We start from the raw sequence: 24743 nt of genomic DNA, 5'->3' as shown, positions 1-24743 counted from the left end.
TCGTTTGCTCGACTGCTAGCGTGTTTCAGGGCGGACGAAAACAGAAAACCCCGGCCGCAAGCGACCGGGGTTTTGGTCCAGAAAGTTGCCGCAGGCGCTACTTTCTGGCGAGGAGATCGCGAATTTCGGTGAGCAGCGCGACGTCGGCTGGTGGCGGAGCGGCCGGGGTAGCCGGTTTCTCGCGCTCCAGCCGCTGGCGCAGATTGTTCACCGCCTTGACCATCAGGAAGATAATGAAGGCGAGGATAAGGAAGTTCAACGCCACGGTGATGAAGCTGCCATAGGCGAAGACCGCGCCCTGTTTCTTGGCATCCGCCAGCGATGTGGCGTTAACGGCCGAGGACAAGGGCAGAAAGTAGTTGTTGAAGTCTAATCCGCCCAAAATCGCCCCGATGACCGGCATGATGATGTCGTCGACCAGCGAGGTGACGATCTTGCCGAAGGCAGCGCCGATGATGACGGCGACGGCCAGGTCCACCACATTGCCCCTGGAAATGAATTCCTGAAACTCTTTCAGCATTCGACCCTCCTTTTCCTGACCGGCCGTGCTGCCGTCCACGCCCTCGGCATCGACCGGCAGGCAGAATAGCAAAAACCTGCGGTTGCGACAGGAGCAAAGACGTGTTTCCCCGGCCTGGATTGCGCGAAGCCGCGGCCATAATGCGCCGAAAGCCGCGATGGACTCGGTGGCCAAGCTGTGATTGCGTCTGCAAGGCCGGATGAAAAAGCCGGCGCAGGGAGGAAGTTCGAGGCGTGCAGGGCTGGTTCATCGTCATCATCGCGATCGCCTATGTGACGTTGCTGTTTGCTATCGCCAGCCTGGGCGACCGGCGCTCGACTTCATCCGGGCCTGGCCGCGCCCGGCCCTTTATCTATGCGCTCAGCCTCGCCATCTACTGCACCTCCTGGACCTTCTTCGGCTCGGTCGGGCTCTCCTCCGAGCGCGGCCTCGAATTCCTCGGCATCTATATCGGACCGGTTCTGGTGTTCGTGTTCGGCTTTCCGCTGCTGCAGCGCATCGTCAGGCTGGCAAAGACCGAGAAGATCACCTCGATCGCCGACTTTCTCGGCGCCCGCTACGGCAAGAGCTTCGCTGTCGCGGCGATCGCCACGCTGATCGCAACCATAGGCGCGGTGCCTTACATGGCGCTGCAATTGAAGGCGATCTCCGGCTCGGTCAGCCTGATGGTCGAGCACTATACCGGCTCGCCGCCGTCGTTCGATCCGTTCGTCAGCGACATCTCGCTTGTCGTTGCCATGCTGCTGGCGCTGTTTGCCGTGCTGTTCGGCACGCGCCATGCCGACGCCACCGAACACCAGGACGGTCTGGTGCTGGCGGTGGCGGTCGAGACCGTGGTCAAGCTCGCCGCCTTCCTGGCGATAGGCCTGATGGTCACGTTTCTGATCTTCGGCGGGCCAGGCGATATGTTCGACCGGCTCGCCGAAAACACGCAGGTGCGCCAGGCGATGGGCTACAACACCTCGCTCGCGACCTGGCTGGTACTGACATGCCTGAGCGGCTTTGCCATCCTCATGCTGCCGCGCCAGTTCTACGTCACCATCGTCGAGAACCGCAGCGAGGCTGAGCTGCGCACGGCGACATGGGTGTTTCCGCTCTATCTCGTGGCAATCAATCTGTTCGTGCTGCCGATCGCGCTGGCCGGCCTGGAACTGGTCGGCCCCAGGACCAGCAGCGACCTCTATGTGCTGTCACTGCCGCTGTTCAGCGGCCACGACGTTCTGGCCATGGCCGCCTTTATCGGCGGCCTGTCGGCGGCGACGGCAATGGTGATCGTCGAAAGCGTCGCGCTGTCGATCATGATCTCCAACGACCTGATCATTCCGCTGTTCGTGCGCCGGCTGCTGCGGACCACGACCTCAGAGAGCGAGGACTGGTCGACGCTCATCCTCAATGTGCGGCGGGCGGCGATCTTCATCATGCTGTTCATCGCCTTCCTCTACTACCGCGAGAGCACAAACAGCGCGCGGCTATCCTCGATCGGCCTGATGTCGTTCGCCGCGATCGCGCAGTTCGCGCCGGCAATGATCGGCGGCCTGGTCTGGCGCGGCGCCAACGGAAGGGGTGCGGCACTCGGCATGGTGGCCGGCATCGTCGTCTGGAGCTACACGCTACTGCTTCCCTCGCTCGCCGCGCCCGAGACCGGCATCCTCGTCCACGGCCTGTTCGGCTTCGATGCATTGCGGCCGCAAGCCCTGTTCGGCACCGTCGCCGAGCCGCTGAACCATGGCGTGCTGTGGAGCCTGTCGATCAACACGTTGTTTTTTGTGTTCGGCTCACTGTCGCGCGCGTCGGTGCCGCTGGAACGCATCCAGGCGTCGATCTTCGTGCCGCGCGAGGCGGGGCCGCTGCCGAGCCTGCGCCGCTTCCGCACCACGATCACCGTCAACGACCTCAAGGACACGATCGCGCGCTATCTCGGTGTCGAACGCACCGAGCGCTCCTTCCAGTCATTCGAGAAGAGCAGCGGCACTTCACTGCACGGCAACGAACAGGCCAGCATGGATGTCATCCGCTTCTCCGAGCAGCTTCTGGCCAGTGCCGTCGGCTCCTCCTCGGCGCGGCTGATCCTGTCGCTGCTGCTGCGCCGCAACGACCGCGAATCCAAGGACGCCTTCCGCCTGCTCGACGACGCCACCGAGGCGCTACAGCACAATCGCGACCTGCTGCAGATCGCACTCGACCAGATGGAACAGGGCATCACCGTCTTCGACCGCGATTTGCGGTTGATCTGCTGGAACCGCCAGTACCGGGCGCTGTTCGACCTGCCCGACGAGATGGGCCAGGTCGGCGTCTCGCTCGATCGTATCCTGCGCCACCTTGCCGAGCGCGGCGATATACCGCCAGACCAGCGCGTCACCATGCTGAACCGCCTGACCAGCTTCGTCAGCCCATGGCAGATGGAGCTGAAGACCAGCGGGCGTATCCTGGAATTGCGCTCCAATCCGATGCCGGACGGCGGCATCGTCGCCACCTATGCCGACATCTCAGGGCGCGTCGAGCAGGATCTGGCGCTGAAGCGCGCCAATGAATCGCTGGAACAGCGCGTGAAGAGCCGCACCGCCGAGCTCACCCGCGTCAACGAGGAGCTGGCGCAGGCGCAGATGCTGGCCGAAGAGGCCAATCTCGGCAAGACGCGCTTCCTCGCTGCCGCCGGCCACGACATCCTGCAGCCGCTGAACGCCGCCCGCCTCTATTGCTCGTCGCTGATCGAGAAGACCGGCAAGGGGCCTGCCGGCAAGGCGGCGATGAATATCGAATCGTCACTGGAATCGGTCGAGACCATCCTCGGCGCGGTGCTCGACATTTCGCGCCTCGATGCCGGTGCGATGAAGCCGGACGATACGAGCTTCGGCCTCGACGGGCTGCTGCGCCAGATCGGCAACGACTTCCGGCCGCTTGCCGCCGAAAAGAAGCTCGAACTCTCGATCATGCCGTCGTCGCTCAGCGTCATGACGGATCGAAATCTGCTGCGCCGGCTGATCCAGAACCTGGTCTCCAACGCCATCAAATATACGCGCCATGGCCGCATCCTGGTCGGCGTGCGGCGGCGCGGCGAACTGGCCGAGATCCAGGTTATCGACACCGGCATCGGCATTGCCGGCGACAAGCTCAACACCGTGTTCCGCGAATTCACCCGGCTCGACGAGGGCATGCGCGAGGCGGAAGGCCTCGGCCTGGGGCTCTCCATCGTCGACCGCATCGCCCGCGTCCTGCGCCTTGAAATCCGGATCTTCTCCAATCCCGGCAAGGGCACGCGCTTTTCCGTGCTGCTGCCGGTGGCGGCCGTGCAGGCACCGCGACGCGAGGCCGAGGTGAAGGCACCTGCCCATGCCGCGGCCTCGCTTGCCGGGCTGCGTGTGCTCTGCATCGACAATGACGGCCGCATCCTCGATGGCATGCGGCTGCTGCTCGAGGGCTGGGGCTGCAGCGTCGACACGCTTTCCGGCGCGGAGGATCTCGACAGGTCCGCCATGCATCGGCCGGACATCGTGCTTGCCGACTATCATCTCGACGACAAGACCGGCCTCGAATTGATCGCCCAGTTGCGTGCGATCCATGGCGAGGACCTGCCGGCCGTGCTGGTCACCGCCGACCGCTCCAGCGAGGTTCGCGCCGCCGCCGGCAGGCTCGACGTGCCTGTGATCAGCAAGCCGTTGAAACCGGCGATGCTGCGCTCGATGATGGCCAGGGTCAGGCCGCTGGCGCCGGCGGCCGAATAAGAATCAGCCGGCGGCCTGCACCGGGTCGCTGCCGATCTTGGACAAAAGGATGACCGCCTGGGTGCGGCTGTCGACGCCGAGCTTCTGCAGGATGGCCGAGACATGCGCCTTGATCGTCGCTTCGGAGACGCCGAGCTCATAGGCTATCTGCTTGTTGAGCAGTCCCTCCGCCAGCATGCCGAGCACGCGCGTCTGCTGTGGCGTCAGCGCCTGCAGCCGCTTGATCAGGTCGGAAATCTCGGGATCGCGCTCGACGCCGAGATCGACCCCGGCGGGTGCCGCGATATCACCTGCGAGCACCGACTGCACCGCATTGCGGATCTCTTCCATGCTGGCCGATTTGGAGATGAACCCCGAGGCGCCCAGGTCGAGCGCGCGCCGGATCGTCACCGGATCGTCATGCGCCGAGACCACCATCATCGGCACCGCCGGATGGATGCCGCGCAACGAGATCAGGCCGGAAAGGCCGCTTGCGCCCGGCATCGAGAGGTCGAGCAGGACCAGATCGACATCCTCATTGGCCAGGACCAGCGCCTTGGCGCTTTCGAAATCGCCGGCCTCGTGAATGGCGGCAACATCTCCGATGCCGGCGAGTGCCTCCCTCAATGCACCGCGAAAAAGCGGATGATCGTCGGCGATGACGAATGTGTAGCCCAACGGTGATATCCCTCCCCGAATCCCGTTGGCGATTTTCCGCCTTGCAGGATCTGAACGATCATAACGCTACGCCGCTGTTCGGCGTGGCCGGCTTGCTATTCCCGCCCTAGGTCTTTTTGCGAATTGCCTAGGTCTTTTGCGAATTGGGCTTGGCGCCGTCTTCGTCCTTGTCCATGTCCTTGACGATATCCATGAAGCTGCGCAGGAAGCGCTCCATGTAGCCCATCGTCTTGTTGAAATCCTCCTCGCTGGGCAAAGTCGATTCGAAACGCGCGGCAAGCGAATTTTCGAGCTTGGCGACGCGTTCGTCGAGCGCCTTCACCGAATTTTGCAGCCGGTCGACCTGATCCTGGAAGGCGGCACGTTCGTCGGCCGCTGTCTTGCAGACGAGCTGACCGGAACGCTCCTCGCAGAGCGACATGGTGCCGGTCTGCGTATCCATGCGCACATAGCCATTGGCCGATTTTTCCAGCCGGTAGCGATCGGCTTCCTCGGAAAAGGCCGAAGCTGCGACAAGCGAGACCAGTGCTGCGGGGATCAAGACGTGTTTCAGACGCATGTTTTCCTCCATGAGCCAGTCGGCGCAATCTATCACAGTTTGCGCCGGAATTGGGGAAGAACCTGAAATGGGGAAGAACGCGGGCCTGCCCTTCCCCGCGTCGTCGGTTCGGACTATAGCGCAACGATGTCCGAGATCATCTACAAGATAGTTCCCGAGGCGCTGTGGCGCGAGGCTGAACGAGAAGGCCGCTTCACCGGCGCGCCGATCGACGTCGCCGATGGCTTCATCCATTTTTCCACCGCCGGGCAGGTTCGGGAGACGGCAGCCAAGCATTTCGCCGGCCAGAGCGGGTTGCTGCTGGTCGCCGTCGACGGCGCGCACCTCGGCGATGCGCTGAAATATGAGGTCTCGCGCGGCGGCGCCTTGTTCCCGCATCTCTATGGCGGGCTCGGCCTCGATGCGGTCGTCTCGGTGCAGGCATTGCCGCTCGGTGCCGACGGCCGGCACGAATTCCCGGCGCTGGAGGCCGAATGAGCGCGTTCGACCGGATCGGCCAGAAACTGCTGTTCACGCTCGATCCGGAAACCGCGCATGGGCTGTCGATTGCCGCGCTGAGATGCGGCCTGCCGGTCGCCGGGCGCCCTTTGCGAGACGACAGGTTGAAGACACGCATCTGCGGGCTCGATTTTCCGAACCCGCTCGGCATGGCCGCGGGTTACGACAAGAATGCCGAAGTGCCGGACGCGCTGCTCGGCCTCGGCTTCGGCTTCGCCGAGGTCGGCACGATCACGCCGCTGCCGCAGACGGGCAATCCGAAGCCGCGCATCTTCCGGCTGCCTTCGGACGGGGCAGTGATCAACCGGCTGGGCTTCAACAATGAAGGCCACGCCGCCGCGGAAAAGCGTCTTGCTGCCCGCAAGGGCCGCGCCGGCGTCGTCGGCGTCAACATCGGCGCCAACAAGGACAGCGCCGACCGCGTCGGCGACTATGAGCGCGGCGTGATCAGGTTTGCGCGATACGCCGGCTATCTGACGATCAACATCTCCTCGCCAAACACGCCGGGCCTGCGCAACATGCAGGCGCGCGAACAGCTTGGTGAACTCCTGTCGCGGGTCATGGCCGCGCGTGCGGCGGCACCGGCAAAGCCGCCCGTCTTTCTCAAGATCGCGCCGGACCTGGTCGAGGCCGAACTGGAGGACATCGCCGCCGAGATCACCGACAAGCAAATGGACGGCGTCATCGTCTCCAACACCACGATCGCGCGAGCCGGCCTGCGCAGCGCGGGCCTTGCCGGCGAGACCGGCGGGCTTTCGGGAAAACCCTTGTTCGAGCGCTCGACCATCGTGCTGGCAAGGATGCGAAAACTACTTGGCCCGGATCCCGCCATCATCGGCGTCGGCGGCGTCGATTCCGCCGAGACGGCGCTGGAAAAGATCCGTGCTGGCGCCGATCTCGTCCAGCTCTATACCGGCATGATCTATGCCGGGCCTGCGCTGCCGGGGCGTATTCTTTCCGGCATGGTCCGTTTCATGGACAGTCAAGGGCTGAAGTCGCTGCGCGAGCTTCGCGACAGCCGCCTCGATCACTGGGCGACGAAACCGCTTTAGCGATCAGTTAAAGGCCGTGCGCACCCGCAGCCGCAATATAGTGAGCAGGCTGAAGCCGCGTACCAGCAGGAACACGTGCAGCGCCGCCCACAGGCCGTGATTGCCGAACGCCGGCGCCAGGATCAGCAACGCGGCGCTGAACGCCAGGAACGACACCAGCATCATGTTGCGCATGTCGCGCGACCATGTCGCGCCGATGAAAACACCGTCCATCTCGAAAGCCAGCACGCCGCTGAGTGCGGTGAATGCCGCCCATGGCAAGTAGATGTCGGCGACGGCGCGGACGTCTGTCGAGGTCGTGATCAGGGCGACCAGACCGGTGCCTTCCAGCAGGAGCACGAGCGTCGCCACGCCTGCCAGGCCGAGCCCCCAAAGCAGCGTCAGCCGCACCGCCTGGTCAAACGCCGTGGCGGCACGGGCGCCGATGGCGCGCCCGGCCAGCTGTTCGGCGGCGGTGGCGAAACCGTCGAGGAAATAGCCGGCAACCAGGAAGAGGTTCATCAGCACGGCGTTGGCGGCCAGCGTCAGCGTGCCGAATTGCGCGCCTTGGCGCGTGAACAGCGCGAAGGCGGCGAGCAGTGAGAAGGAGCGGATCATGATATCGCGATTGAGCGACATCATGCGCAGGAATGCCGGCAAATCGAGGACGCGATGGCGCGGCAGCCTGGGTGCGGCCCAGAAGCGCCGGCCGACGATGGCGAGACCAAGCAGCATGGCGACGAACTCGCCGGTGAGCGTCGCCCAGGCGACGCCGGCAACGCCCCAGCCAAGCTCCAGGGCGAGCAGGAAGCAGAGCGCGATATTGATGCCGTTCAGCACCAGCTGCAGCATCAGCCCGAGCCCGCCCTCGCCGCGCCCCAGCACATAACCAAGGATGGCGTAATTGATAAGCGAGAACGGTGCTGCGAGCATCCTGATGCGGATATAGACGTCCATCGCCGCGCCGACGCGCGGCTCGGCGCCGATGAACCATTGCCCGGCAGCCGAAACCAGGGGCGCAAGTGCGGCAAACACGATGCCGGCGACGACCGCGATCAGCACGGCGCGCCAGAACACCGCCTGCTCCTCCAGTGCATCGCCGCGCCCGAAGGCCTGGGCGACGAGGCCGGTGGTGCCGGAGCGCAGGAAGTTGAAGGTGGTGAAAACGACGTCGAAGATCAGGGCGCCGGCCGCCAGGCCGCCGAGAAGGGCGGCGTCGCCGAACTGTCCGACCACCGCCGTGTCGACAATTCCGAGCAACGGCGTCGTCAGATAGGCAAGCGTCATCGGCACGGCGATGGCGAGCACCGAACGGTTGGTGACGACGAAAGCCCTGGCTTCGGTGACGTGGGCTTCGGTGGGTAAAGCCTGCTCCAAACGTGTGTTGCTTCCTGTTGCGGCTTGATCGGCTAGCCGATGTGCCCCAGTTTGCGGACCTCGCGCAACCATCCATCCCGGCATGGTCAACCGAAACCCGCCTCTGGCGCACCGGCCGTCCCATGTCCTTGCAGATCGTTCATCATCCCGATTACGACGCCGGTTTCGCCGTCAACCACCGCTTCCCGATGAGCAAATATCCCCTGCTGATGGACGCCTTGCGGGCACGCGGCCTGGCGCGGCCCGAAGCGCTCAACACACCAGCGGTGGCGCGGCCATCATGGCTGAAGCTTGCCCACGCGGCAGACTATGTCGACCAGGTGCTTGCCTGCGACGTGCCGGTGAGGATCGAGCGCGAGATCGGCTTTCCCGTGGGACCGCGGGTTTCGCTGAGGGCGCAGCTCGCAACGGCCGGCACGGTGATGGCGGCGCGGCTGGCTTTGCTGAACGGAATCGCTTGCAACACGGCCGGCGGCAGTCATCACGCGCGGCGCGCGCAAGGCGCCGGCTTCTGCACCTTCAACGACGTGGCCGTTGCCGCGCTGGTGCTGCTCGCCGAAGGTGCCGCCCAAAACATCCTGGTCGTCGACCTCGACGTGCATCAGGGCGACGGCACGGCGGATATCCTGAACGACGAGCCGCGCGTGTTTACCTTCTCCATGCATGGCGACCGCAACTACCCCGCGCGCAAGATCGCCTCCAACCTCGACGTCGCCCTGCCCGACGGCACCGGCGATGCAGCCTATCTGGAGCGGCTGGGCGCCATCCTGCCGGAGCTGTCGGCGCGAAAGCGCTGGGATCTCGTCTTCTACAATGCCGGCGTCGATATCCATGCCGAGGACCGGCTCGGCAGGCTGGCGCTGTCGAATGACGGGCTGCGCGCCCGCGACGATATGGTGATCCGCCATTTCCGCACGCTAGGCGTCCCGGTGTGCGGCGTTATCGGCGGCGGCTATTCGACGGATGTCGCAGCACTTGCCGCACGCCACGCCATCCTGTTCGAGGTGGCTGCGGGCTACGCGTGAAAGGCTGTTTGTTTGAGCATGATCTTTTCCGAAAGCCGGTTCCCACTTTTTGGGATCATGCTCTACTTCCTGAAATTGGCGATCCTGAGCAGGATGAAGGCCGGCACGACGATCGCGGCACCGAGCAGGATGTAGCCGAGGAAGCGGTCGATGGCGTGGAAGCCCAAATTCCACAGGTCGATGAAGAATTTGCGGATGCCGTAGAGCACGTCCATCGGCGACCAGCCGAAGGCGTTCATGACCAGGCCGACGAGGAACGACACCACAAGCAGCTTCAAGATCACCCGGAGCGGCGTATCGCCGAGAAAGCGGTTCAGTGCGGACAAGGCCTGTCTCCACAGTCGGGTGCCGCGATTCGGGCACATGCCCAGAAATACGCAGTTGACCGCCCGGCATCAAGCCGAGCCCTCAAACCGGATTGCGCATCGGCGCCGGGCCATGATATCGGAGGAACCAGCGCGGGTATGATGTAATGGTAGCTTGTCAGCTTCCCAAGCTGAACGCGCGGGTTCGATTCCCGCTACCCGCTCCAGCTTTTGCCACACGGGTTGCGCCTGAGTTGGCGATGTTGAAAACTTGCGGCTTTACAGGCAGTTTTACAGCTCGGCTGGCCGTCCTTCATCTGTTTGGCCGATGTGCCAGTTCGTCGAATATCTCACATTGAGGGTCGGCGGGGCCTCGAATGACCCCAACCGGAATGTCTACCCTTGGCCCGCTGGCTTCTGCTGGCGGGCTTTTTTTGAGCATCACGCAGCAGTTGTGGCCGACGTGCATCGGCGCCGCTGCTGGTGGGCCTGTCTGGTCGTCTGGCCGGCCACGGGATGCGCCCCGCTACCCGCTCCAATCCTCAGCCCACCTCCCGCAAAATAAAATCGTGCAGCATCTTGGCCGCCGGCGACAGCGCGCGGTTCTTTACCGTGATCAGGCTGTAGGGCCTGACCTCGATGTCGAACTCGGTCTGGACGACGTCGATGGCGCCGTCGAGCCCTTCGGGGTTCTGAATGAACTTCGCGACCTGGATCGACACCGGCGCGATCGCGTCGGATTGCGCGACCATGACCAGAGTCAGTAACAGCGAGCTGGTGTTGAGGATGCGATCCGGCAGCGCGATGTTGCGGTTCAAAAAGTTGCTTTCCATGGCTTGGCGCAGCGGCGAGCCGCCCGACTGGAAAACCCAGTCATAGGCGGCGGTGTCTTCCAACCGCACTGCCTTGCCCTTGGTCAGCGGGTGGCCGCGGCGCACGATCAGGCAGGCCTTCTCGACGCCGATGACGCGGGCCTCGAACAGCCGCGGATTGAGGTCGTCGGGGATGCGGGCGATGATGAAATCGTGCCGAGAGGCGATCAGCTCGCGCGCCAGCACGTTCGAGGTCTCGACCTGCATGGTGATTTCGATGCGCGGATAGAGGCGCCGGATCTCGCGGATGGCCGGCACCGCCAGCTCGATTGCCGGCGCCGTGACGGCACCCAGGAACACCGAACCGCCCTTGCCCGCCTTGAGCTCGAAGATCTCGCGATCGACCTCGCGCATCTCGAGCAGGATCGACCGCGCGCGCCGTGCCAGCGCCTTGCCATAGGGCGTCAGCGTGATGCCGCGCGGCAGCCTTTCGCAGAGCTTGACGTCGAGCACCGCCTCCATCTCGGCGATCATGCGCGAAGCGGCCGGCTGCGAGATGTTCATGACCTGGGCCGCGGCGCTCACCCGGCCGTGCTCGTCGAGGGCTGCGATCATGCGCATGTGGCGCAGGCTCAAGCCGCTGCGCAGCAGGGTTCCGCCCTCTCCCGGGACCTCATCGTAACCAGCTGAGATTGCAGCAGGATTTCGCAGCGCTGCCATGATTTTCTTTGTTCCCACACCCCGCGCCCGACCAGTCATCCGGCAGCGTCGCCACTAGCTTTAGCCATATCAGTTTCGATATAGCAACCATCAAAGATCGCATTTGACAGTTATGGCAAAGCGACACACCCTTCGCGCGTCCTGAGACTTGACGATCGGTGACGGGGGAAAACTCGTGTCGATTGAAACCAGAGTTTCGGGGCCGATTGGGAGGATACCGGAGATCGATTGACGGCAGCAGCGCGTTTGGCGCTCCTGCACGATTGCGCGGCCCACGAAACCCAAGGGTACGCGTCCATCAACCAGGGAGAGTTAATGTGAAGATCATCAAGACACTGGCCGCCGTGGCGGCCCTTGGCATCGCGGCCATGACGCTGCCTGCGCAGGCAGGCGAAGGTCTGGTCGGCGTGCTGATGCCGACCAAGACCTCGCAGCGCTGGATCAATGACGGCGACGCCGTCAAGTCCCAGCTCGAGGCTCTCGGCTACACCGTCGACCTACAATACGCGCAGGACGACATTCCAAACCAGCTCAGCCAGCTGGAAAACGAAATCACCAAGGGCCCGAAGGCGCTGATCATCGCCTCGATCGACGGCACGACCTTGTCGGACGCACTGCAGAAGGCGGCTGACGCCGGCGTCGTCGTCGTCGCCTATGACCGCCTGATCAAGAAGACCGGGAATGTCGACTACTACACCACATTCGACAATTTCGGCGTCGGCGTCATTCAGGCCAAATCGCTGCTCAAGGGCCTCGGCTATCCCGAGAAGAAGGGTCCGTTCAACATCGAGCTGTTCGGCGGTTCGCCGGACGACAACAATGCCTTCTTCTTCTATAACGGCGCCATGTCGGTTCTCCAGCCGCTGATCGACGACAAGACCCTCGTCGTGAAGTCCGGCCAGATGGGCATGGACAAGGTCGGCACGCTGCGCTGGCTGGCGGCGACGGCCCAGGCCCGCATGGACAACCTGCTCTCCGCCAACTACTCGGACGGCAGCCGCGTCGATGGCGTGCTCTCGCCCTATGACGGCCTGTCGCGCGGCATCATCGCCTCCTTGCGCGCCGTCGGTTACGGCACTGCCGATCAGCCGTGGCCTGTTGTCACCGGCCAGGACGCCGAGACCGCTTCGGTCAAGGCGATCATCGCCGGCGAACAGTACTCGACCGTGTTCAAGGACACCCGCGAACTCGCCAAGTCGACGGTCGAGCTCGTCGACAAGGTGCTCTCGGGCGGCAAGCCGGAAGGCCTCGACACCAAGACCTACAACAACGACGTCAAGGTCGTTCCCTCGATCCTGCTGACGCCGCATGAGGTCGACAAGTCGAACTACCAGGCACTGGTGGTCGACTCCGGCTACATCAAGGCCGAAGAACTGAAGTAATCGCGGTTACAAAGCCTGGGGTCCTGCGCAGGCAGGGCCCCTTTTCGTTGGCGAGCCAGCCCGGTATTGTTTGCGGACCTCGCAGGAGTGGTATTCTCAATGGCATCGACGATTTTGGAGATGCGCGACATCACCAAGACGTTTCCCGGCGTCAAGGCGCTGTCGAACGTCAAGCTGATGGTCGAGGAAGGCGAGATCCATGCCGTGGTCGGCGAGAACGGCGCCGGCAAGTCGACGCTGATGAAGGTGCTGTCGGGCGTGTATCCGTCCGGCACCTATGACGGCCAGATCATTTATCGCGGCGATGAGTGCCATTTCAAAGGCATCCATGACAGCGAGCGCAAGGGCATCGTCATCATCCACCAGGAGCTTGCGCTGGTGCCGATGCTGTCGATCGCCGAAAACATCTTTCTCGGCAACGAGCAGGCCAGATACGGCGTCATCGACTGGAACGCCAGCGAGACGCGCACCAGCGCCCTGCTCAAGAAGGTCGGCCTCAAGGAAGACCCCAACACGCTGATCACCAATATCGGCGTCGGCAAGCAGCAGCTGGTCGAGATCGCCAAGGCGCTCAGCAAGGAAGTGAAGTTGCTCATTCTCGACGAGCCGACGGCGAGCCTGTCCGAAAAGGACAGCCAGGCGCTGCTCGATCTGCTGCTCGAATTCAAGCGGCAGGGCATCACTTCGATCCTGATCTCGCACAAGCTCAACGAGGTGAACCGGGTCGCCGACAAAGTCACCATCATCCGCGACGGGCGGACCATCGAGACGCTGGCCAAGAAGGACATCTCGGAGGACCGCATCATCACCTCGATGGTCGGCCGCTCGCTCGACGACCGCTATCCGCCGCGCGAGCCGAAGATCGGCGAGACCGTGCTTGAAGTGAAGAACTGGTCGGTCTACCACCCCATCCATGCCGAGCGGCAGGTCATCAAGGGCATCAACCTCAACGTTCGGAAGGGCGAGGTGGTCGGCATTGCCGGGCTCATGGGCGCCGGCCGGACCGAGTTTGCCATGAGCCTGTTCGGCCGGTCCTATGGCCGCCGCATCACCGGCGAGGTGTTCCTTAACGGCAAGCCGATCGATGTTTCCTCGGTGAGCAAGGCGGTGGAACACGGCATCGCCTATGTTACGGAGGACCGCAAGACCTACGGTCTCAACTTGATCGACCATATCAAGCACAACATCACGCTGGCCAACCTGCCCGGCGTGTCGCGCCATGGCGTGATCGACGATTTGCGCGAGCTTTCGGTCGCCAATGATTATCGCGGCAGGACCAATATCCGGGCCTCGAGCGTCTACCAGATGACCGGCAATCTTTCTGGCGGCAACCAGCAGAAGGTGGTGCTGTCGAAATGGCTGTTCGCCAATCCGGAAGTACTGATCCTCGACGAGCCGACGCGCGGCATCGATGTCGGCGCCAAGTATGAAATCTATACGATCATCGCGCGTCTCGCCTCCGAGGGTAAGGCGATCATCGTCATCTCGTCGGAAATGCCCGAACTGCTCGGCATCACCGATCGCATCTACGTCATGAATGAAGGGCGCATCGTGGGAGAAATGGCCGCGGCCGACGCAAGTCAGGAAAAGATCATGCGCGCCATCGTCCGCGGAGAAGGAAAAGCATCATGAGCACTGAAAGCGCTCCCGGGCCGCAGAGCGGCGTCGCCCAGGACCTACAACAGACACCTCGCATTGCCGTCTCGGCGCTGGTCACCAATCTGCGCGAATACGGCCTGATCCTGGCGCTGATAGCCATCATGGTGTTCTTCCAGTTCACGACGTCCGGAACGCTGTTCAAGCCGGTGAACCTGAGCAACCTGGTGCAGCAGAACAGCTTCATCATCGTGATGGCACTGGGCATGCTTTTGGTGATCGTCTCTGGCCATATCGATCTCAGCGTCGGCTCCGTCGCCGGCTTCATCGGCGCGCTGGCGGCGATGATGATGGTCATCTGGCCGCTCGGCCCTTTGAGCAATCCGCTGGTAGTGTCGATCATCTGCCTGATCGTGGGCGGCGCAATCGGCGCGGCACAAGGCTACTGGATTGCCTATCACCGAATACCGAGCTTCATCGTCACGCTGGCGGGCATGCTGATCTTCCGCGGCATCTGCCAGGCGCTGCTGGGTGGCGGGTCTTCCGTGGGGCCGCTTCCAGTCGGCTTCAAGGCGCTGAGTTCCGGCTTCATTCCGGACCTGATCGGCCCATTGACGCTGATACCACCGACCGTGAACGCCGCCGGCAAAACCATTGTCGGCAGCGGCCTGACGCTGCACCTGACGACTATCGTGATCGGCCTCGCCGCCGTGCTCGCCTATGCCTATTTCGGGCTCAGGGCGCGGCGCACCCGCGAGCGGCATGGCTACGAAGCCGAGCCTTTCTCGCTGTTCGTCGTCAAGACCCTGGTGATCAGCGGGCTGGCGCTGTTTCTGGTCTACCAATTCGCCACCTATAGGGGCCTGCCCATCGTTCTCATGGTGATGGGCGTGCTGATCGCGTTGTTCGTCTTCGTTACCAAACGCATGACGATCGGCCGCCGCATCTATGCGATGGGCGGCAATGCCAAGGCAGCGCAGCTATCGGGCATCAAGACCGAACGGCTGACGTTGATGGTGTTCATCAACATGGGCGTGCTGTCGGCACTCGGCGGCCTGATTATCGCGGCGCGCCTGGGGCAGGCGGTGCCGGCGGCGGGCCTCGGCAGCGAACTCGACGTCATCGCCGCGGTGTTCATTGGTGGCGCTTCGGCGATGGGCGGCGTCGGCCAGGTCATCGGCGCGGTGGTCGGCGGTTTCATCATGGGCGTCATGAACAACGGCATGTCGATCATGGGCGTCAATGTCGATTGGCAGCAGGTGGTCAAAGGCCTGGTGCTGCTCGGCGCCGTCGTCTTCGACGTCTACAACAAGAACAAGGCTTGAGAGGCAACCAGGAGGCATACGGGTCACATCGCGGCGCTGCCGGGCGGCGCGAAGAAGTCCCCCGAGGGACCTGACCCGCGAGCGCAATCCGGACGAAGAATTTCAACCGCGGCGTGGACAGGGTCCGAGCCGCGCCGGGCAGGGTTTGCCAAGAAGGCAGGCCGCAATTCAGAGAGGGTTACCATGCTGATCTCACAGATCCTCGACGACGCCGAGACGATCCGCGTCGTTGCCCGCAACGGCGGCAAGACCCGCGTCATCAACGGCGCTCGCAGCGTCTATTCGCTGGCGATGGAAGCCGCGCGCACCGGCACCGGGCTTGTCGCCCTGATCGAGCGCAAGGGCTTCGGCGAAACCGTCGATCTCGACGCAGCCTACAAGAAGGGACGGCTGCTGTCGCCGATCAACCATCCCGATCCGGCGCATCTCCATCTCACCGGCACCGGGCTGACGCATCTCGGCTCCGCCGCGACCCGCGATTCCATGCACAAGAAGCTCAGCGATGGCGGCGAGGAACAGCTGACCGATTCCATGAAGATGTTCCGCATGGGGCTGGAGGGCGGCAAGCCGGCGAAGGGCCAGATCGGCGTGCAGCCCGAATGGTTCTACAAGGGTAACGGTACCATGGCAGTGGCGCCCGGCGCGGCGCTCATGTCGCCCGCCTTCGCCCAGGATGCCGGCGAGGAGCCGGAAATCGCCGGAATCTATGTGATCGGCGACGACGGCGCCCCGTTCCGCGTCGGCTTCACGCTGTCGAACGAGTTTTCCGACCACGTCACCGAGCGCGTGAATTATCTCTTCCTCGCCCATTCGAAACTGCGCAACGCCTCGTTCGGGCCGGAGATCCTGATCGGCGATTTGCCATCCGATATCCGCGGCGCTTCACGCATCCTGCGCCACGGCAAGCTGCTTTGGGAAAAGCCGTTCCTGTCGGGCGAGGCGAACATGTCGCACACCATTGGCAATCTCGAGCATCACCACTTCAAATACTCGGCCTTCCGCCAGCCGGGCGACGTGCATGTGCACATGTTCGGCACGGCGACGCTGTCCTTCGCTGACGGCATCAGGACGGAGGCTGGCGACGTGTTCGAAATCGAGGCGCAGGATTTCGGCCTGCCGCTGCGCAACCCGCTCGAAATCGAGCAGCCGGTGAAGGTCGCGGTGAAGGCGCTTTGAGCCGGCATAGGCCGCAAGTAAGGGGAAGCTCAGCGCGCGGCGCGGAAATGCTTGGACAGTTTTAGGCCCTGCGCCTGATAGTTGGAGCCGAGATCGGTGCCGTAGAGTGCCTGCGGCCGTTTCAGCATGTGCTCGTAGACCAGCCGTCCAACGATCTGGCCGTGGTCGAGGATGAACGGCACTTCGTGGCTACGCACCTCGAGCACCGCCCGGCTGCCGGTGCCGCCCGACGCCGAATGGCCAAAACCCGGGTCGAAGAAACCGGCATAATGGACGCGGAACTCGCCGACCAGCGGGTCGAAAGGCGTCATTTCGGCGGCGTAGAGCGGCGGCACATGCACCGCCTCGCGCGACACCAGAATATAGAATTCGTCCGGATCGAGCACCAGCTCGCCGGCACCGCTCTTGTAGAGCGGCTCCCAGAAATCGACGACATCCTGCGCGGCGCGCTTGTCGACGTCGACCAGGCCGGTGTGGTGCTTGCCGCGGTAGCCGACCAGCCCGTCCTTGTCGCCGTCGAGGTCGATCGACAGCGCGATGCCGCCGCCTGAGATGTTGGGTGGCTCGGTGGCGACCAGCATCTCGGCGCGATGCAGGTCGTGCAGTTCGCTTTCCGACAAGAGCGCATTGCCGGTGCGGAACCTGATCTGCGACAGCCGCGAGCCGGTGCGCACGACGATCGGGAAGGTGCGCGGGCTGACCTCCAGATAGAGCGGGCCTTCATAGCCGGCGGCCATCTTGTCGAACTCGTGGCCGCGGTCGGTCATTACCCGAGTGAAGATGTCGAGCCGCCCCGTCGAGCTCTTCGGGTTGGCCGAAGCCGAAATATGCGCGGGCAGCGCCAGGCTTTCCAGCAGTGGCACGATGTAGACGCAGCCGGTTTCGAGCACGGCACCTTCGGCGAGGTTGATCTCGTGCAGCTTCAGCCGGTCGAGCTTGTCGACAACTCTGTGGTCCGGGCCGGGCAAGAAGGAAGCACGCACGCGCCAGGCCTTGTCACCGAGCCTGAGGTCAAGGCTGGCCGGCTGGATCTGGTCGGCATCGAGCGCGCGCGGCGATTTCAGCGCGCCCGTCTGGAACAGCGCGGAAATATCCCGATCGGGAAGAATGCCTGTCTGCCGCAAGGGTCTGGCTCCGTTCGAACACCGGGCGAGGTCTTGTTTCGTCGCAGGTCCTTGCCACAAACCGTGGACGCCTTTGGCACCTGCTTGGTACAACCGTCTTAATCATGCCGGCAATTGACGCAAGCGTGGTGCGGGTCTAAAGCTCGTTATCCCGTGGTGATTTGGCCGGTCGGCTTGCAGCCACGTTAAATAAGTCGCTAAAGGACCGTCGGGCCGCAAGGCCATATGGACCGGTTGCGACTTTCGCGACCGGTTTTTTGTTGTTTGGACCATTTTTGGTGTTTGGATAGAATGATGACCAAGAAGCGCGACTGGAAGCCTCAGACCGCACTCGTGCATGCCGGGACGCTGCGTTCCGGCTTCGGCGAGACCTCTGAGGCGATGTATCTCACCCAAGGCTATGTCTACGAGACGGCGCAAGCAGCGGAAGCGCGCTTCAAGGGTGAGGAGCCGGGCTTCATCTATTCGCGCTATGCCAATCCGACGGTCGACATGTTCGAAAAGCGTATGTGCGCGCTGGAAGGCGCCGAGGACGCGCGCGCCACGGCGTCCGGCATGGCGGCGGTGACGGCAGCATTGCTGTGCAGCGCCAAGGCGGGCGACCATATCGTGGCGGCGCGCGCATTGTTCGGCTCCTGCCGCTGGGTGGTCGAGACGCTGGCGCCGAAATACGGCATCGAGGCAACGCTGGTCGATGGCACTGACATCGCCAATTGGGAACAGGCGGTCAAGCCGAACACCAAACTGTTCTTCCTGGAAAGCCCGACCAACCCAACGCTGGAGGTGGTCGACATCGCCGCCGTCGCGGCACTTGCCAACTCGATCGGCGCCAGGCTGATCGTCGACAATGTCTTCGCCACGCCCTTGCAGCAGAAACCCTTGCAGCTCGGCGCCCATATCGTCGTCTATTCGGCCACCAAGCATATTGACGGCCAAGGGCGCTGCCTTGGAGGCGTTATCTTGTCGGACAAAAAATGGATCGACGAGAACCTGCATGACTATTTCCGCCACACCGGCCCCAGCCTCTCGCCCTTCAATGCCTGGACCCTGCTGAAAGGCCTGGAGACGCTGCCGCTGCGCGTACGCCAGCAGACGGAAAGTGCCGGCCGCATCGCGGATTTCCTCGCCGAGCGCCCGCAAATCGCCCGCGTCATCTATCCCGGCCGTGCCGACCACCCGCAAGCGGCCGTGGTCAAGAAACAGATGTCAGGCGGCTCAACGCTGATCTGCCTGGATGTGAAGGGCGGCAAGCAGGCGGCCTTTGCTTTCCAGAACGCGCTCGACATCGTGCTGATTTCCAACAATCTCGGCGACGCCAAGAGCCTGATCACTCATCCGGCGACGACCACGCACAAGAACTTGACCGATGAGGCCCGCGCCGAGCTCGGTATCGGGCCGGGCACGCTCAGGCTTTCCGTCGGCCTGGAAGATACCGACGATCTGCTCGAAGACATCGAGCAAGCGCTGAGAGCCGCCGGATAGGGCTGACCGAACAGAGGTGAGCGGGGACGCGCCGGTCAGGCGCCGGACGGGGTCTCTTCCAGCTCCGCGACGGCCTTGGTCTGGATGGTCATAACGTTGCCGCGCCAGTCGACGGCGCCGCTCAGCCAGCCGCGCGCCCATATCGCCGGCAGCATGCAGTCGCGAACCATCATCGCCAGGATGGTGCGCAGCGACAGGTGCCATCCTTTGACCCAGGCCAGGGCACATTCCGGCAGGTAGGCCGCGACCAGCACGGCGATGGCGGTTGCCGGCAGGCTGACGCCGGCGTCAGCCGCCGCGATCAGCGCAAGCACCAGCGGCGGCGCCGCTCCGATCAGGATCTCGGGGGCGAAGAACAGCGCGAAGGTGACGCGGCGCAGCCGCGCCCAACGCGCCTGCCGAGACCAGATCTCGCCAAGCGTGCGCCGGCCGAGCGGCTGTTCGAAGGGCGAAGCGACAAGATTGACGCGCAGTCCGAGCCGGTTGACCAGCTTGGTCGCGGCGGCGTCCTCGGCAATCTCGGCGGCCAGTGCGCGGATGCCGCCATTGGCGTCAAGCATCGGCTTGTTCCACAACATGCTCTTGCCCTGGGCGAAGCCAAGGCCGAGCGCCTCTCCAGCGTACTGCCAGCGTGCCTGCAGCGTGTTGAGAAAGGCGCATTCGACCTCCCCCCAAAACCCTTCAGGCCGCGAGCCGATCGGCGTCGAGCAGACGAGGCCGGTGTCGGGCCGCCATGCCGCCATCAGCTGCTGGACATAATCGCTCGGCATAAGCACGTTGGAATCGGCAAGGATGACCCAGCGATAAAGCGCCGCTTCCCAACCCTTCACGCAATTGTTGAGTTTCGGATTGCCGCTGATGCGGTCGTCGCCGACGAGCAGCCGGGCGCGTATAGCCGGAAAACGCGCCATTGCAGCGGTGATCGACTTGACCACGGGGTCGTCGGCATGGGCGACGCAGAAGATGAGTTCGTAGCGCGGCCAGTCGAGTGAGAAGGCGCGCTCCAGCGTCTCCTCGGTAAACGGCTCGACGCCGCGCGCCGGGACGACGATCGATACCGGTAGCACGGTGGCGGCGGGCGATGCGATCCTGGCTGCTCGCTTCAGCTTCAGCGAAGCTAACAGGATGCTGGCGAGATTTGAAAGAAGGAGAGCTATGGAAAAGAGGGCGGCTGCGAATGTCGGTTCCATCGAGATCTGGTCACTCCAGAAATGCCGGCCGCCTGACGGCCGTTTTCAACAATTCGACAGAACACCGAGTCGCCCGGCACAAGCCTGCACACCATCATTGTCATGTGTCACTTAAATGACATTGTTTTTCGGCACCTGCGCTTGAGTCGGGCAAGGAGATGACGCGCATCGTTGATCAAACTGCGCTGAGCGTCGAAAGTTCCATCTACATTGCTTTGGAGCAGTTTATGTACAGCGCCGTCACCCGCAACATCGAAGTGCAGGTCAGGCCGTTCTATCTGGAGGATCACTCCGACCCGCCGCAAAACCGCTATGTCTGGGGCTACCAGGTGACCATCGACAATCAGTCGGACGAGTTCGTGCAGCTTCTGTCGCGCTACTGGCACATTACCGACGGCACCGGCAAGGTCGAGGAAGTGCGCGGCCCCGGGGTCGTCGGCGAGCAACCGGGACTCAACCCCGGCGACAGCTATCAGTATACGTCTGGATGCCCGCTCTCGACCCCGTCCGGCATCATGGTCGGGCACTACACAATGCGCAACAAGCGGGGCGAGACCTTCGACGTCGCCATCCCCGCCTTCTCACTCGATTTGCCAGGCACGCGGCGCACCGTCAATTGACGTTCACTTTGATTCCTCTTCCCGCCTTGCGGGGCGAGGAACCCAAGTTCTGCGAAGGCAGCCGCACTGACGCTCGTTATTGAGCCGCTGCAAATTCCGCCGGGTCGAAGTCATATTGCTTCGAGCAGAATTCGCAGGCGACGTGAATGCTACCATCCTCGGTGCTGTCTCTGATCTCCTCGGCGGAAAAACCCTCGAGGATGCCGCGGATCTTCTCCCTCGAGCATGAGCACTGGTCGGCGACCGGCACGCCGCCGAAGACGCGGACACCATGCTCGTGGAACAGCCGGTAAAGCAGCCGCTCGGCGCCGATAGTCGGATCGATCAGCTCGGTCGGTTCAATGGTACCAAGCAGCGCCAGCAGTTCCTGCCAGGAATTGTCGGTCGGGTCGTGGATTTCCTCACGCGGATCGCCGTCGCCTCCGGGAAGGTCGGGTACGCGCATGCGTTCCGGCGACTGCGGCAGGAATTGTGCCAGCAGGCCACCGGCGCGCCATTGCTCGCGGGCACCGCCGACGCCGGGCGTCAGAAGCTTGGCCACCGAAAGCCGTAGGTCGGTCGGAATCTGCTCCGATTGGCGGAAATAGGTGCGTGCGGCTTCTTCCAGCGTGACGCCGTCGAGCTGGACGATGCCCTGGTAGCGTTGCGTGTGGGCGCCCTGGTCGATTGTCAGCGCCAGGACGCCGCTGCCGAGCAGCGTCTGCGGCGACGTCTCGCCGGCAGCCGTCAAAGCCTCCAGCCGGTCGGCATCGAAGCGGGCATAGGCGCGCAGCGCGTGCGGCGTGGAGAAATCCGCGACCAGCATATCGACCGGCCCGTCGGTGCGGGTCTGCAGAATGAACTTGCCCTCGAACTTCAACGAAGTTCCGAGCAGGACGGTCAGCACACAGGCTTCGGCCAGTAGTCGTGCCACCGGCTCGGGATACTCGTGGCGGCTGAGAATAGCGTCGAGCATCGGCCCGAGCTGGACGGTACGGCCGCGCACGTCGAGCGGGCCGACCTCAAACGGCACGACATGGTCGTCGCCGGCGTAGCCGAACTCGCCGAGCTTGGGTTGATGTTCAGCCAATTGACGAGTTTCCAACATGACAAAGCTCCGGGGCGCGGCGATGCCGCCCTCCGGGGCGCATGCGACGAGACGCGCTCGATTTGCGTGATGCGCCTGAGATAGGCACCACGAACTCCCGGATCAAGGCGGCCCGGATCAAGCGCCCAGGCACCAGGCCAAAACCGCCTTCTGGGCGTGGAGCCGGTTCTCGGCCTCGTCGAACACCACCGAATGCGGCCCATCGATGACCTCGTCGGTAACCTCCTCACCGCGATGCGCCGGCAGACAGTGCATGAACAGCGCGTCCGGCTTGGCTTTCGCCATCAGGGCCGCGTTGACCTGATAGGGCAAGAAGACATTGTGGCCGCGCGCACGGTGCTCCTGACCCATCGAGACCCAGCAGTCGGTGACGATGCAGTCGGCCTCGTGAACGGCCTCCTCGGGCGAACGAGTGAATTTCAGCTTGCCGCCATTGGCCTTCGACCAGTCGACATGCCTCTGAGCCGGTTCGCTGCCTTCGGGCACGGCGACGTTCAGCTTGAAGCGGAACCGCGCAGAGGCCTCCAGTAAAGAATGCAGGACATTATTGCCGTCGCCGGTCCAGGCGATCGTCTTGCCGGCCACCGGACCGCGGTGCTCTTCGAAGGTCATGATGTCGGCCATCAACTGGCAGGGATGGGTTTCGTCGGTCAGCCCGTTGATGACGGGCACCGTAGCGTTTTCCGTCAGTTCCAGCAGCCGGTCATGCGAGGTGGTGCGGATCATGATGGCATCGACATAGCGCGACAGCACCTTGGCCGTGTCTGCAATAGTCTCGGAACGGCCAAGTTGCATCTCGGTGCCAGTCAGCATGATCGTCTCGCCACCCAACTGCCGCATGCCGACGTCGAATGACACGCGCGTGCGCGTCGAGGGCTTGTCGAAGATCATCGCCAGCACCTTGCCTTCGAGCGGCTTGGTGCGTTCGCCGGCCTTGAGCCTCGCCTTTCGCACAGCTGCGTCGTCGAGCATGAAGCGCAGATCGCCTTCGGAAACGGCGGAAAGATCGGTGAAGTGGCGAAGGGACATCAGGAATTCCAGGATTACTTCGCGGCGGCAGCGACGATGGCATCCGCCAGGCTCTTGGCGCCGGCACGAATGCGCTCGAGCCCCTCGTGGATCTCGGCATCGGTGACGGTGAGAGGCGGCAGCAGACGGATAACGTTGTCGCCGGCCGGAACCGTCAAGAGATGCTGGTCGCGCAGTGCCACCGTAACCTTGGTGTTGGGCATCGCGCATTTAAGGCCGAGCATCAGGCCGGTGCCCCTGATGCTTTCGATAACGTCCGGAAATTCGTCGGCGACACCGGCCAGCCCCTGTTTCAAGAGCAGCGCCTTGCGCCGGACGTCATCGAGAAAGCCGTCTTCCAGCACCACGTCGAGCACGGCGTTGCCGACCGCCATGGCCAGCGGATTGCCGCCGAAGGTGGTGCCGTGCACGCCGGCGGTCATGCCGGCCGCTGCCTCGTCGGTGGCGAGGCAGGCGCCCATCGGGAAGCCGCCGCCGATGCCCTTGGCCACCGCCATGAGGTCGGGTGTGACACCCGCCCACTCATGCGCGAACAGCTTTCCGGTGCGGCCGACGCCGCATTGGACCTCGTCGAAAATCAAGAGCAGTCCGTGCTGATCGCAGAGCTGCCTGAGCCGCTTCAGCGATTGCGACGGCACTTGCCTGATGCCGCCCTCACCTTGCACCGGCTCGATCAGGATCGCCGCGGTTTCAGGCGTGATCGCCTTTTCGGCGGCGTCGATGTCGTCGAAGCCGACTTGGTCGAAGCCGTCGACCTTGGGGCCGAAACCTTCCAGATATTTGTACTGGCCGCCGGCGGCGATGGTCGCCAGGGTGCGGCCATGGAAGGCGCCTTCGAAGCTGATGGTGCGGAAGCGCTCGGGATGGCCCTTGACGAAGTGATAGCGCCGCGCCGTCTTGATGGCGCATTCAAGCGCCTCTGCGCCGGAATTGGTGAAGAACACCTTGTCGGCGAAGCTGGCGTCGGCCAGCCGCTCGCCGAGCCGGCTCTGTCCCGGAATCTCGTACAGATTGGAGACGTGCCAGAGCTTGGCGGCCTGTTCAGTGAGGGCCGCGACCAGATGCGGATGGCTGTAGCCCAATGAATTCACGGCGATGCCGCCTGCGAAATCGAGATATCGCTCGCCCTTGTCGGTGACCAGCCAGGTGCCTTCACCGTGGTCGAAAGCCAGGGGTGCGCGAACAAAGGTCTCGAAAAGCGCCGAACCGCTCATTATATGCGTCTCCGGAACCGGAAAATCAAAAAGCCGCCAAAGCGGCGGCCCTTGTGGCTTATCGTGTTTTTCGGCCGTGAAGTCAACGAAAAGGTCGCGCAAGGACGTGCGGCAAGCCCCCCAGCACAATGCCGGCTCATAAGCGACCGGGCAAGTTGGGGAAAACCGAAAAAACCGATTCGTGTTGGCCTTGGGACTCTTGTCACCGAGTCAGCGCATAAGGTAATTGTAGTAGAGAAATAACTAGATTTCGTGCGGCGGACCTAATCACCCGATATATGTGGTGTCTGCC

The 24743-nt window shown here is 63.5% G+C and carries 21 protein-coding genes, 1 tRNA gene and 1 riboswitch; of the genes, 11 read left to right on the top strand and 11 right to left on the bottom strand.

Features of this window, described 5'->3' with window-relative positions; all coding sequences use genetic code 11:
* Window positions 1–97: 97 nt before the first annotated feature.
* The gene (gene mscL, locus NKG95_RS23955) at window positions 98–520 is read right to left on the bottom strand and encodes a large conductance mechanosensitive channel protein MscL (protein WP_352493792.1); all 423 of its coding nucleotides are present in this window, start codon (window positions 518–520) and stop codon (window positions 98–100) included.
* Window positions 521–753: 233 nt separating this feature from the next.
* On the opposite strand from mscL, the gene NKG95_RS23950 reads away from it, so the two are divergent.
* A complete protein-coding gene (locus NKG95_RS23950; RefSeq protein ID WP_353042731.1) occupies window positions 754–4242 on the top strand; it encodes a PAS domain-containing hybrid sensor histidine kinase/response regulator in 3489 nt (1162 codons plus the stop codon).
* 3 nt (window positions 4243–4245) lie between these two features.
* Here the strand turns inward: NKG95_RS23950 and NKG95_RS23945 are convergent, their stop codons facing one another.
* Both NKG95_RS23945 and NKG95_RS23940 read right to left on the bottom strand, forming a co-directional pair.
* Window positions 4246–4908 (bottom strand): response regulator, encoded by a 663-nt coding sequence (locus NKG95_RS23945; protein ID WP_502893818.1) that lies wholly within the window; start codon window positions 4906–4908, stop codon window positions 4246–4248.
* A 118-nt stretch (window positions 4909–5026) separates the two neighbouring features.
* Window positions 5027–5458: a hypothetical protein gene (locus tag NKG95_RS23940; RefSeq protein WP_353042730.1), complete on the bottom strand. Its 432-nt coding sequence runs from the start codon at window positions 5456–5458 to the stop codon at window positions 5027–5029.
* A gap of 126 nt (window positions 5459–5584) precedes the next feature.
* Between NKG95_RS23940 and NKG95_RS23935 the strand changes: the two genes are divergently transcribed.
* Together NKG95_RS23935 and NKG95_RS23930 are read left to right on the top strand one after the other, a co-directional pair.
* On the top strand, window positions 5585–5935 hold the full coding sequence (locus NKG95_RS23935; RefSeq protein WP_352482472.1) for a DUF952 domain-containing protein: 351 nt from the start codon (window positions 5585–5587) through the stop codon (window positions 5933–5935).
* Window positions 5932–7008 carry a quinone-dependent dihydroorotate dehydrogenase gene (locus tag NKG95_RS23930; RefSeq protein ID WP_352860761.1) on the top strand — a complete coding sequence of 359 codons (1077 nt, stop codon included), beginning with the start codon at window positions 5932–5934 and terminating at the stop codon, window positions 7006–7008. Before NKG95_RS23935 ends, NKG95_RS23930 begins: the two co-directional genes overlap by 4 nt.
* A gap of 3 nt (window positions 7009–7011) precedes the next feature.
* On the opposite strand, the gene NKG95_RS23925 is transcribed toward NKG95_RS23930, so the two are convergent.
* Window positions 7012–8436: an MATE family efflux transporter gene (locus NKG95_RS23925; protein ID WP_352860760.1), complete on the bottom strand. Its 1425-nt coding sequence runs from the start codon at window positions 8434–8436 to the stop codon at window positions 7012–7014.
* 50 nt (window positions 8437–8486) lie between these two features.
* Here NKG95_RS23925 and NKG95_RS23920 point away from each other — a divergent pair, with 50 nt between their 5' ends.
* The gene (locus NKG95_RS23920; RefSeq protein WP_353042729.1) at window positions 8487–9389 is read left to right on the top strand and encodes a histone deacetylase family protein; all 903 of its coding nucleotides are present in this window, start codon (window positions 8487–8489) and stop codon (window positions 9387–9389) included.
* A 62-nt stretch (window positions 9390–9451) separates the two neighbouring features.
* On the opposite strand, the gene NKG95_RS23915 is transcribed toward NKG95_RS23920, so the two are convergent.
* Window positions 9452–9754, bottom strand: coding sequence for a DUF6460 domain-containing protein (locus tag NKG95_RS23915; protein ID WP_254816341.1), 303 nt, complete (start codon window positions 9752–9754; stop codon window positions 9452–9454).
* Window positions 9755–9847: 93 nt separating this feature from the next.
* On the opposite strand from NKG95_RS23915, the gene NKG95_RS23910 reads away from it, so the two are divergent.
* Window positions 9848–9921 (top strand) — tRNA-Gly (locus NKG95_RS23910).
* Between the two features lie 315 nt (window positions 9922–10236).
* Here NKG95_RS23910 and NKG95_RS23905 read toward each other — a convergent pair.
* Window positions 10237–11226 (bottom strand): LysR family transcriptional regulator, encoded by a 990-nt coding sequence (locus tag NKG95_RS23905; protein WP_353042728.1) that lies wholly within the window; start codon window positions 11224–11226, stop codon window positions 10237–10239.
* A gap of 317 nt (window positions 11227–11543) precedes the next feature.
* Here NKG95_RS23905 and chvE point away from each other — a divergent pair, with 317 nt between their 5' ends.
* The 4 genes from chvE to araD1 all read left to right on the top strand — a co-directional run bounded on the left by chvE (window position 11544) and on the right by araD1 (window position 16705).
* Entirely contained in the window at window positions 11544–12608 is a 1065-nt protein-coding gene (gene chvE / locus NKG95_RS23900) for a multiple monosaccharide ABC transporter substrate-binding protein (RefSeq protein ID WP_352526805.1), read from the top strand.
* A gap of 99 nt (window positions 12609–12707) precedes the next feature.
* Window positions 12708–14240, top strand: coding sequence for a multiple monosaccharide ABC transporter ATP-binding protein (gene mmsA, locus NKG95_RS23895; RefSeq protein ID WP_352776082.1), 1533 nt, complete (start codon window positions 12708–12710; stop codon window positions 14238–14240).
* Window positions 14237–15529 carry a multiple monosaccharide ABC transporter permease gene (gene mmsB / locus NKG95_RS23890; RefSeq protein ID WP_353042727.1) on the top strand — a complete coding sequence of 431 codons (1293 nt, stop codon included), beginning with the start codon at window positions 14237–14239 and terminating at the stop codon, window positions 15527–15529. Before mmsA ends, mmsB begins: the two co-directional genes overlap by 4 nt.
* A gap of 183 nt (window positions 15530–15712) precedes the next feature.
* A complete protein-coding gene (gene araD1, locus NKG95_RS23885; RefSeq protein ID WP_023719489.1) occupies window positions 15713–16705 on the top strand; it encodes an AraD1 family protein in 993 nt (330 codons plus the stop codon).
* A gap of 29 nt (window positions 16706–16734) precedes the next feature.
* Here the strand turns inward: araD1 and NKG95_RS23880 are convergent, their stop codons facing one another.
* Window positions 16735–17829 (bottom strand): 2'-deoxycytidine 5'-triphosphate deaminase, encoded by a 1095-nt coding sequence (locus NKG95_RS23880; protein WP_353042726.1) that lies wholly within the window; start codon window positions 17827–17829, stop codon window positions 16735–16737.
* Window positions 17830–17972: 143 nt separating this feature from the next.
* Window positions 17973–18050: riboswitch (SAM riboswitch) on the top strand.
* A 70-nt stretch (window positions 18051–18120) separates the two neighbouring features.
* Here NKG95_RS23880 and NKG95_RS23875 point away from each other — a divergent pair.
* Window positions 18121–19311: an O-succinylhomoserine sulfhydrylase gene (locus NKG95_RS23875; RefSeq protein ID WP_352790956.1), complete on the top strand. Its 1191-nt coding sequence runs from the start codon at window positions 18121–18123 to the stop codon at window positions 19309–19311.
* Between the two features lie 35 nt (window positions 19312–19346).
* On the opposite strand, the gene NKG95_RS23870 is transcribed toward NKG95_RS23875, so the two are convergent.
* Window positions 19347–20501 carry a ceramide glucosyltransferase gene (locus NKG95_RS23870; RefSeq protein WP_353042725.1) on the bottom strand — a complete coding sequence of 385 codons (1155 nt, stop codon included), beginning with the start codon at window positions 20499–20501 and terminating at the stop codon, window positions 19347–19349.
* 227 nt (window positions 20502–20728) lie between these two features.
* Between NKG95_RS23870 and apaG the strand changes: the two genes are divergently transcribed.
* Window positions 20729–21121 (top strand): Co2+/Mg2+ efflux facilitator ApaG/CorD, encoded by a 393-nt coding sequence (apaG, locus tag NKG95_RS23865; protein WP_254816331.1) that lies wholly within the window; start codon window positions 20729–20731, stop codon window positions 21119–21121.
* Between the two features lie 76 nt (window positions 21122–21197).
* Here apaG and NKG95_RS23860 read toward each other — a convergent pair whose 3' ends face one another.
* The 3 genes from NKG95_RS23860 to NKG95_RS23850 form a co-directional block, all read right to left on the bottom strand.
* A complete protein-coding gene (locus NKG95_RS23860) occupies window positions 21198–22208 on the bottom strand; it encodes an Hsp33 family molecular chaperone (RefSeq protein ID WP_023719494.1) in 1011 nt (336 codons plus the stop codon).
* A 117-nt stretch (window positions 22209–22325) separates the two neighbouring features.
* Complete coding sequence (argF, locus tag NKG95_RS23855) at window positions 22326–23237, bottom strand: ornithine carbamoyltransferase (protein WP_031194171.1); 912 nt, start codon at window positions 23235–23237, stop codon at window positions 22326–22328.
* 14 nt (window positions 23238–23251) lie between these two features.
* Window positions 23252–24451 carry an aspartate aminotransferase family protein gene (locus NKG95_RS23850; protein WP_023719496.1) on the bottom strand — a complete coding sequence of 400 codons (1200 nt, stop codon included), beginning with the start codon at window positions 24449–24451 and terminating at the stop codon, window positions 23252–23254.
* Between the last annotated feature and the right edge of the window lie 292 nt (window positions 24452–24743).

It is taken from the genome of Mesorhizobium sp. M1423 (genome assembly GCF_040317575.1).
Classification (GTDB): domain Bacteria; phylum Pseudomonadota; class Alphaproteobacteria; order Rhizobiales; family Rhizobiaceae; genus Mesorhizobium.
This window is presented reverse-complemented; position numbering and strand designations above follow the sequence as displayed.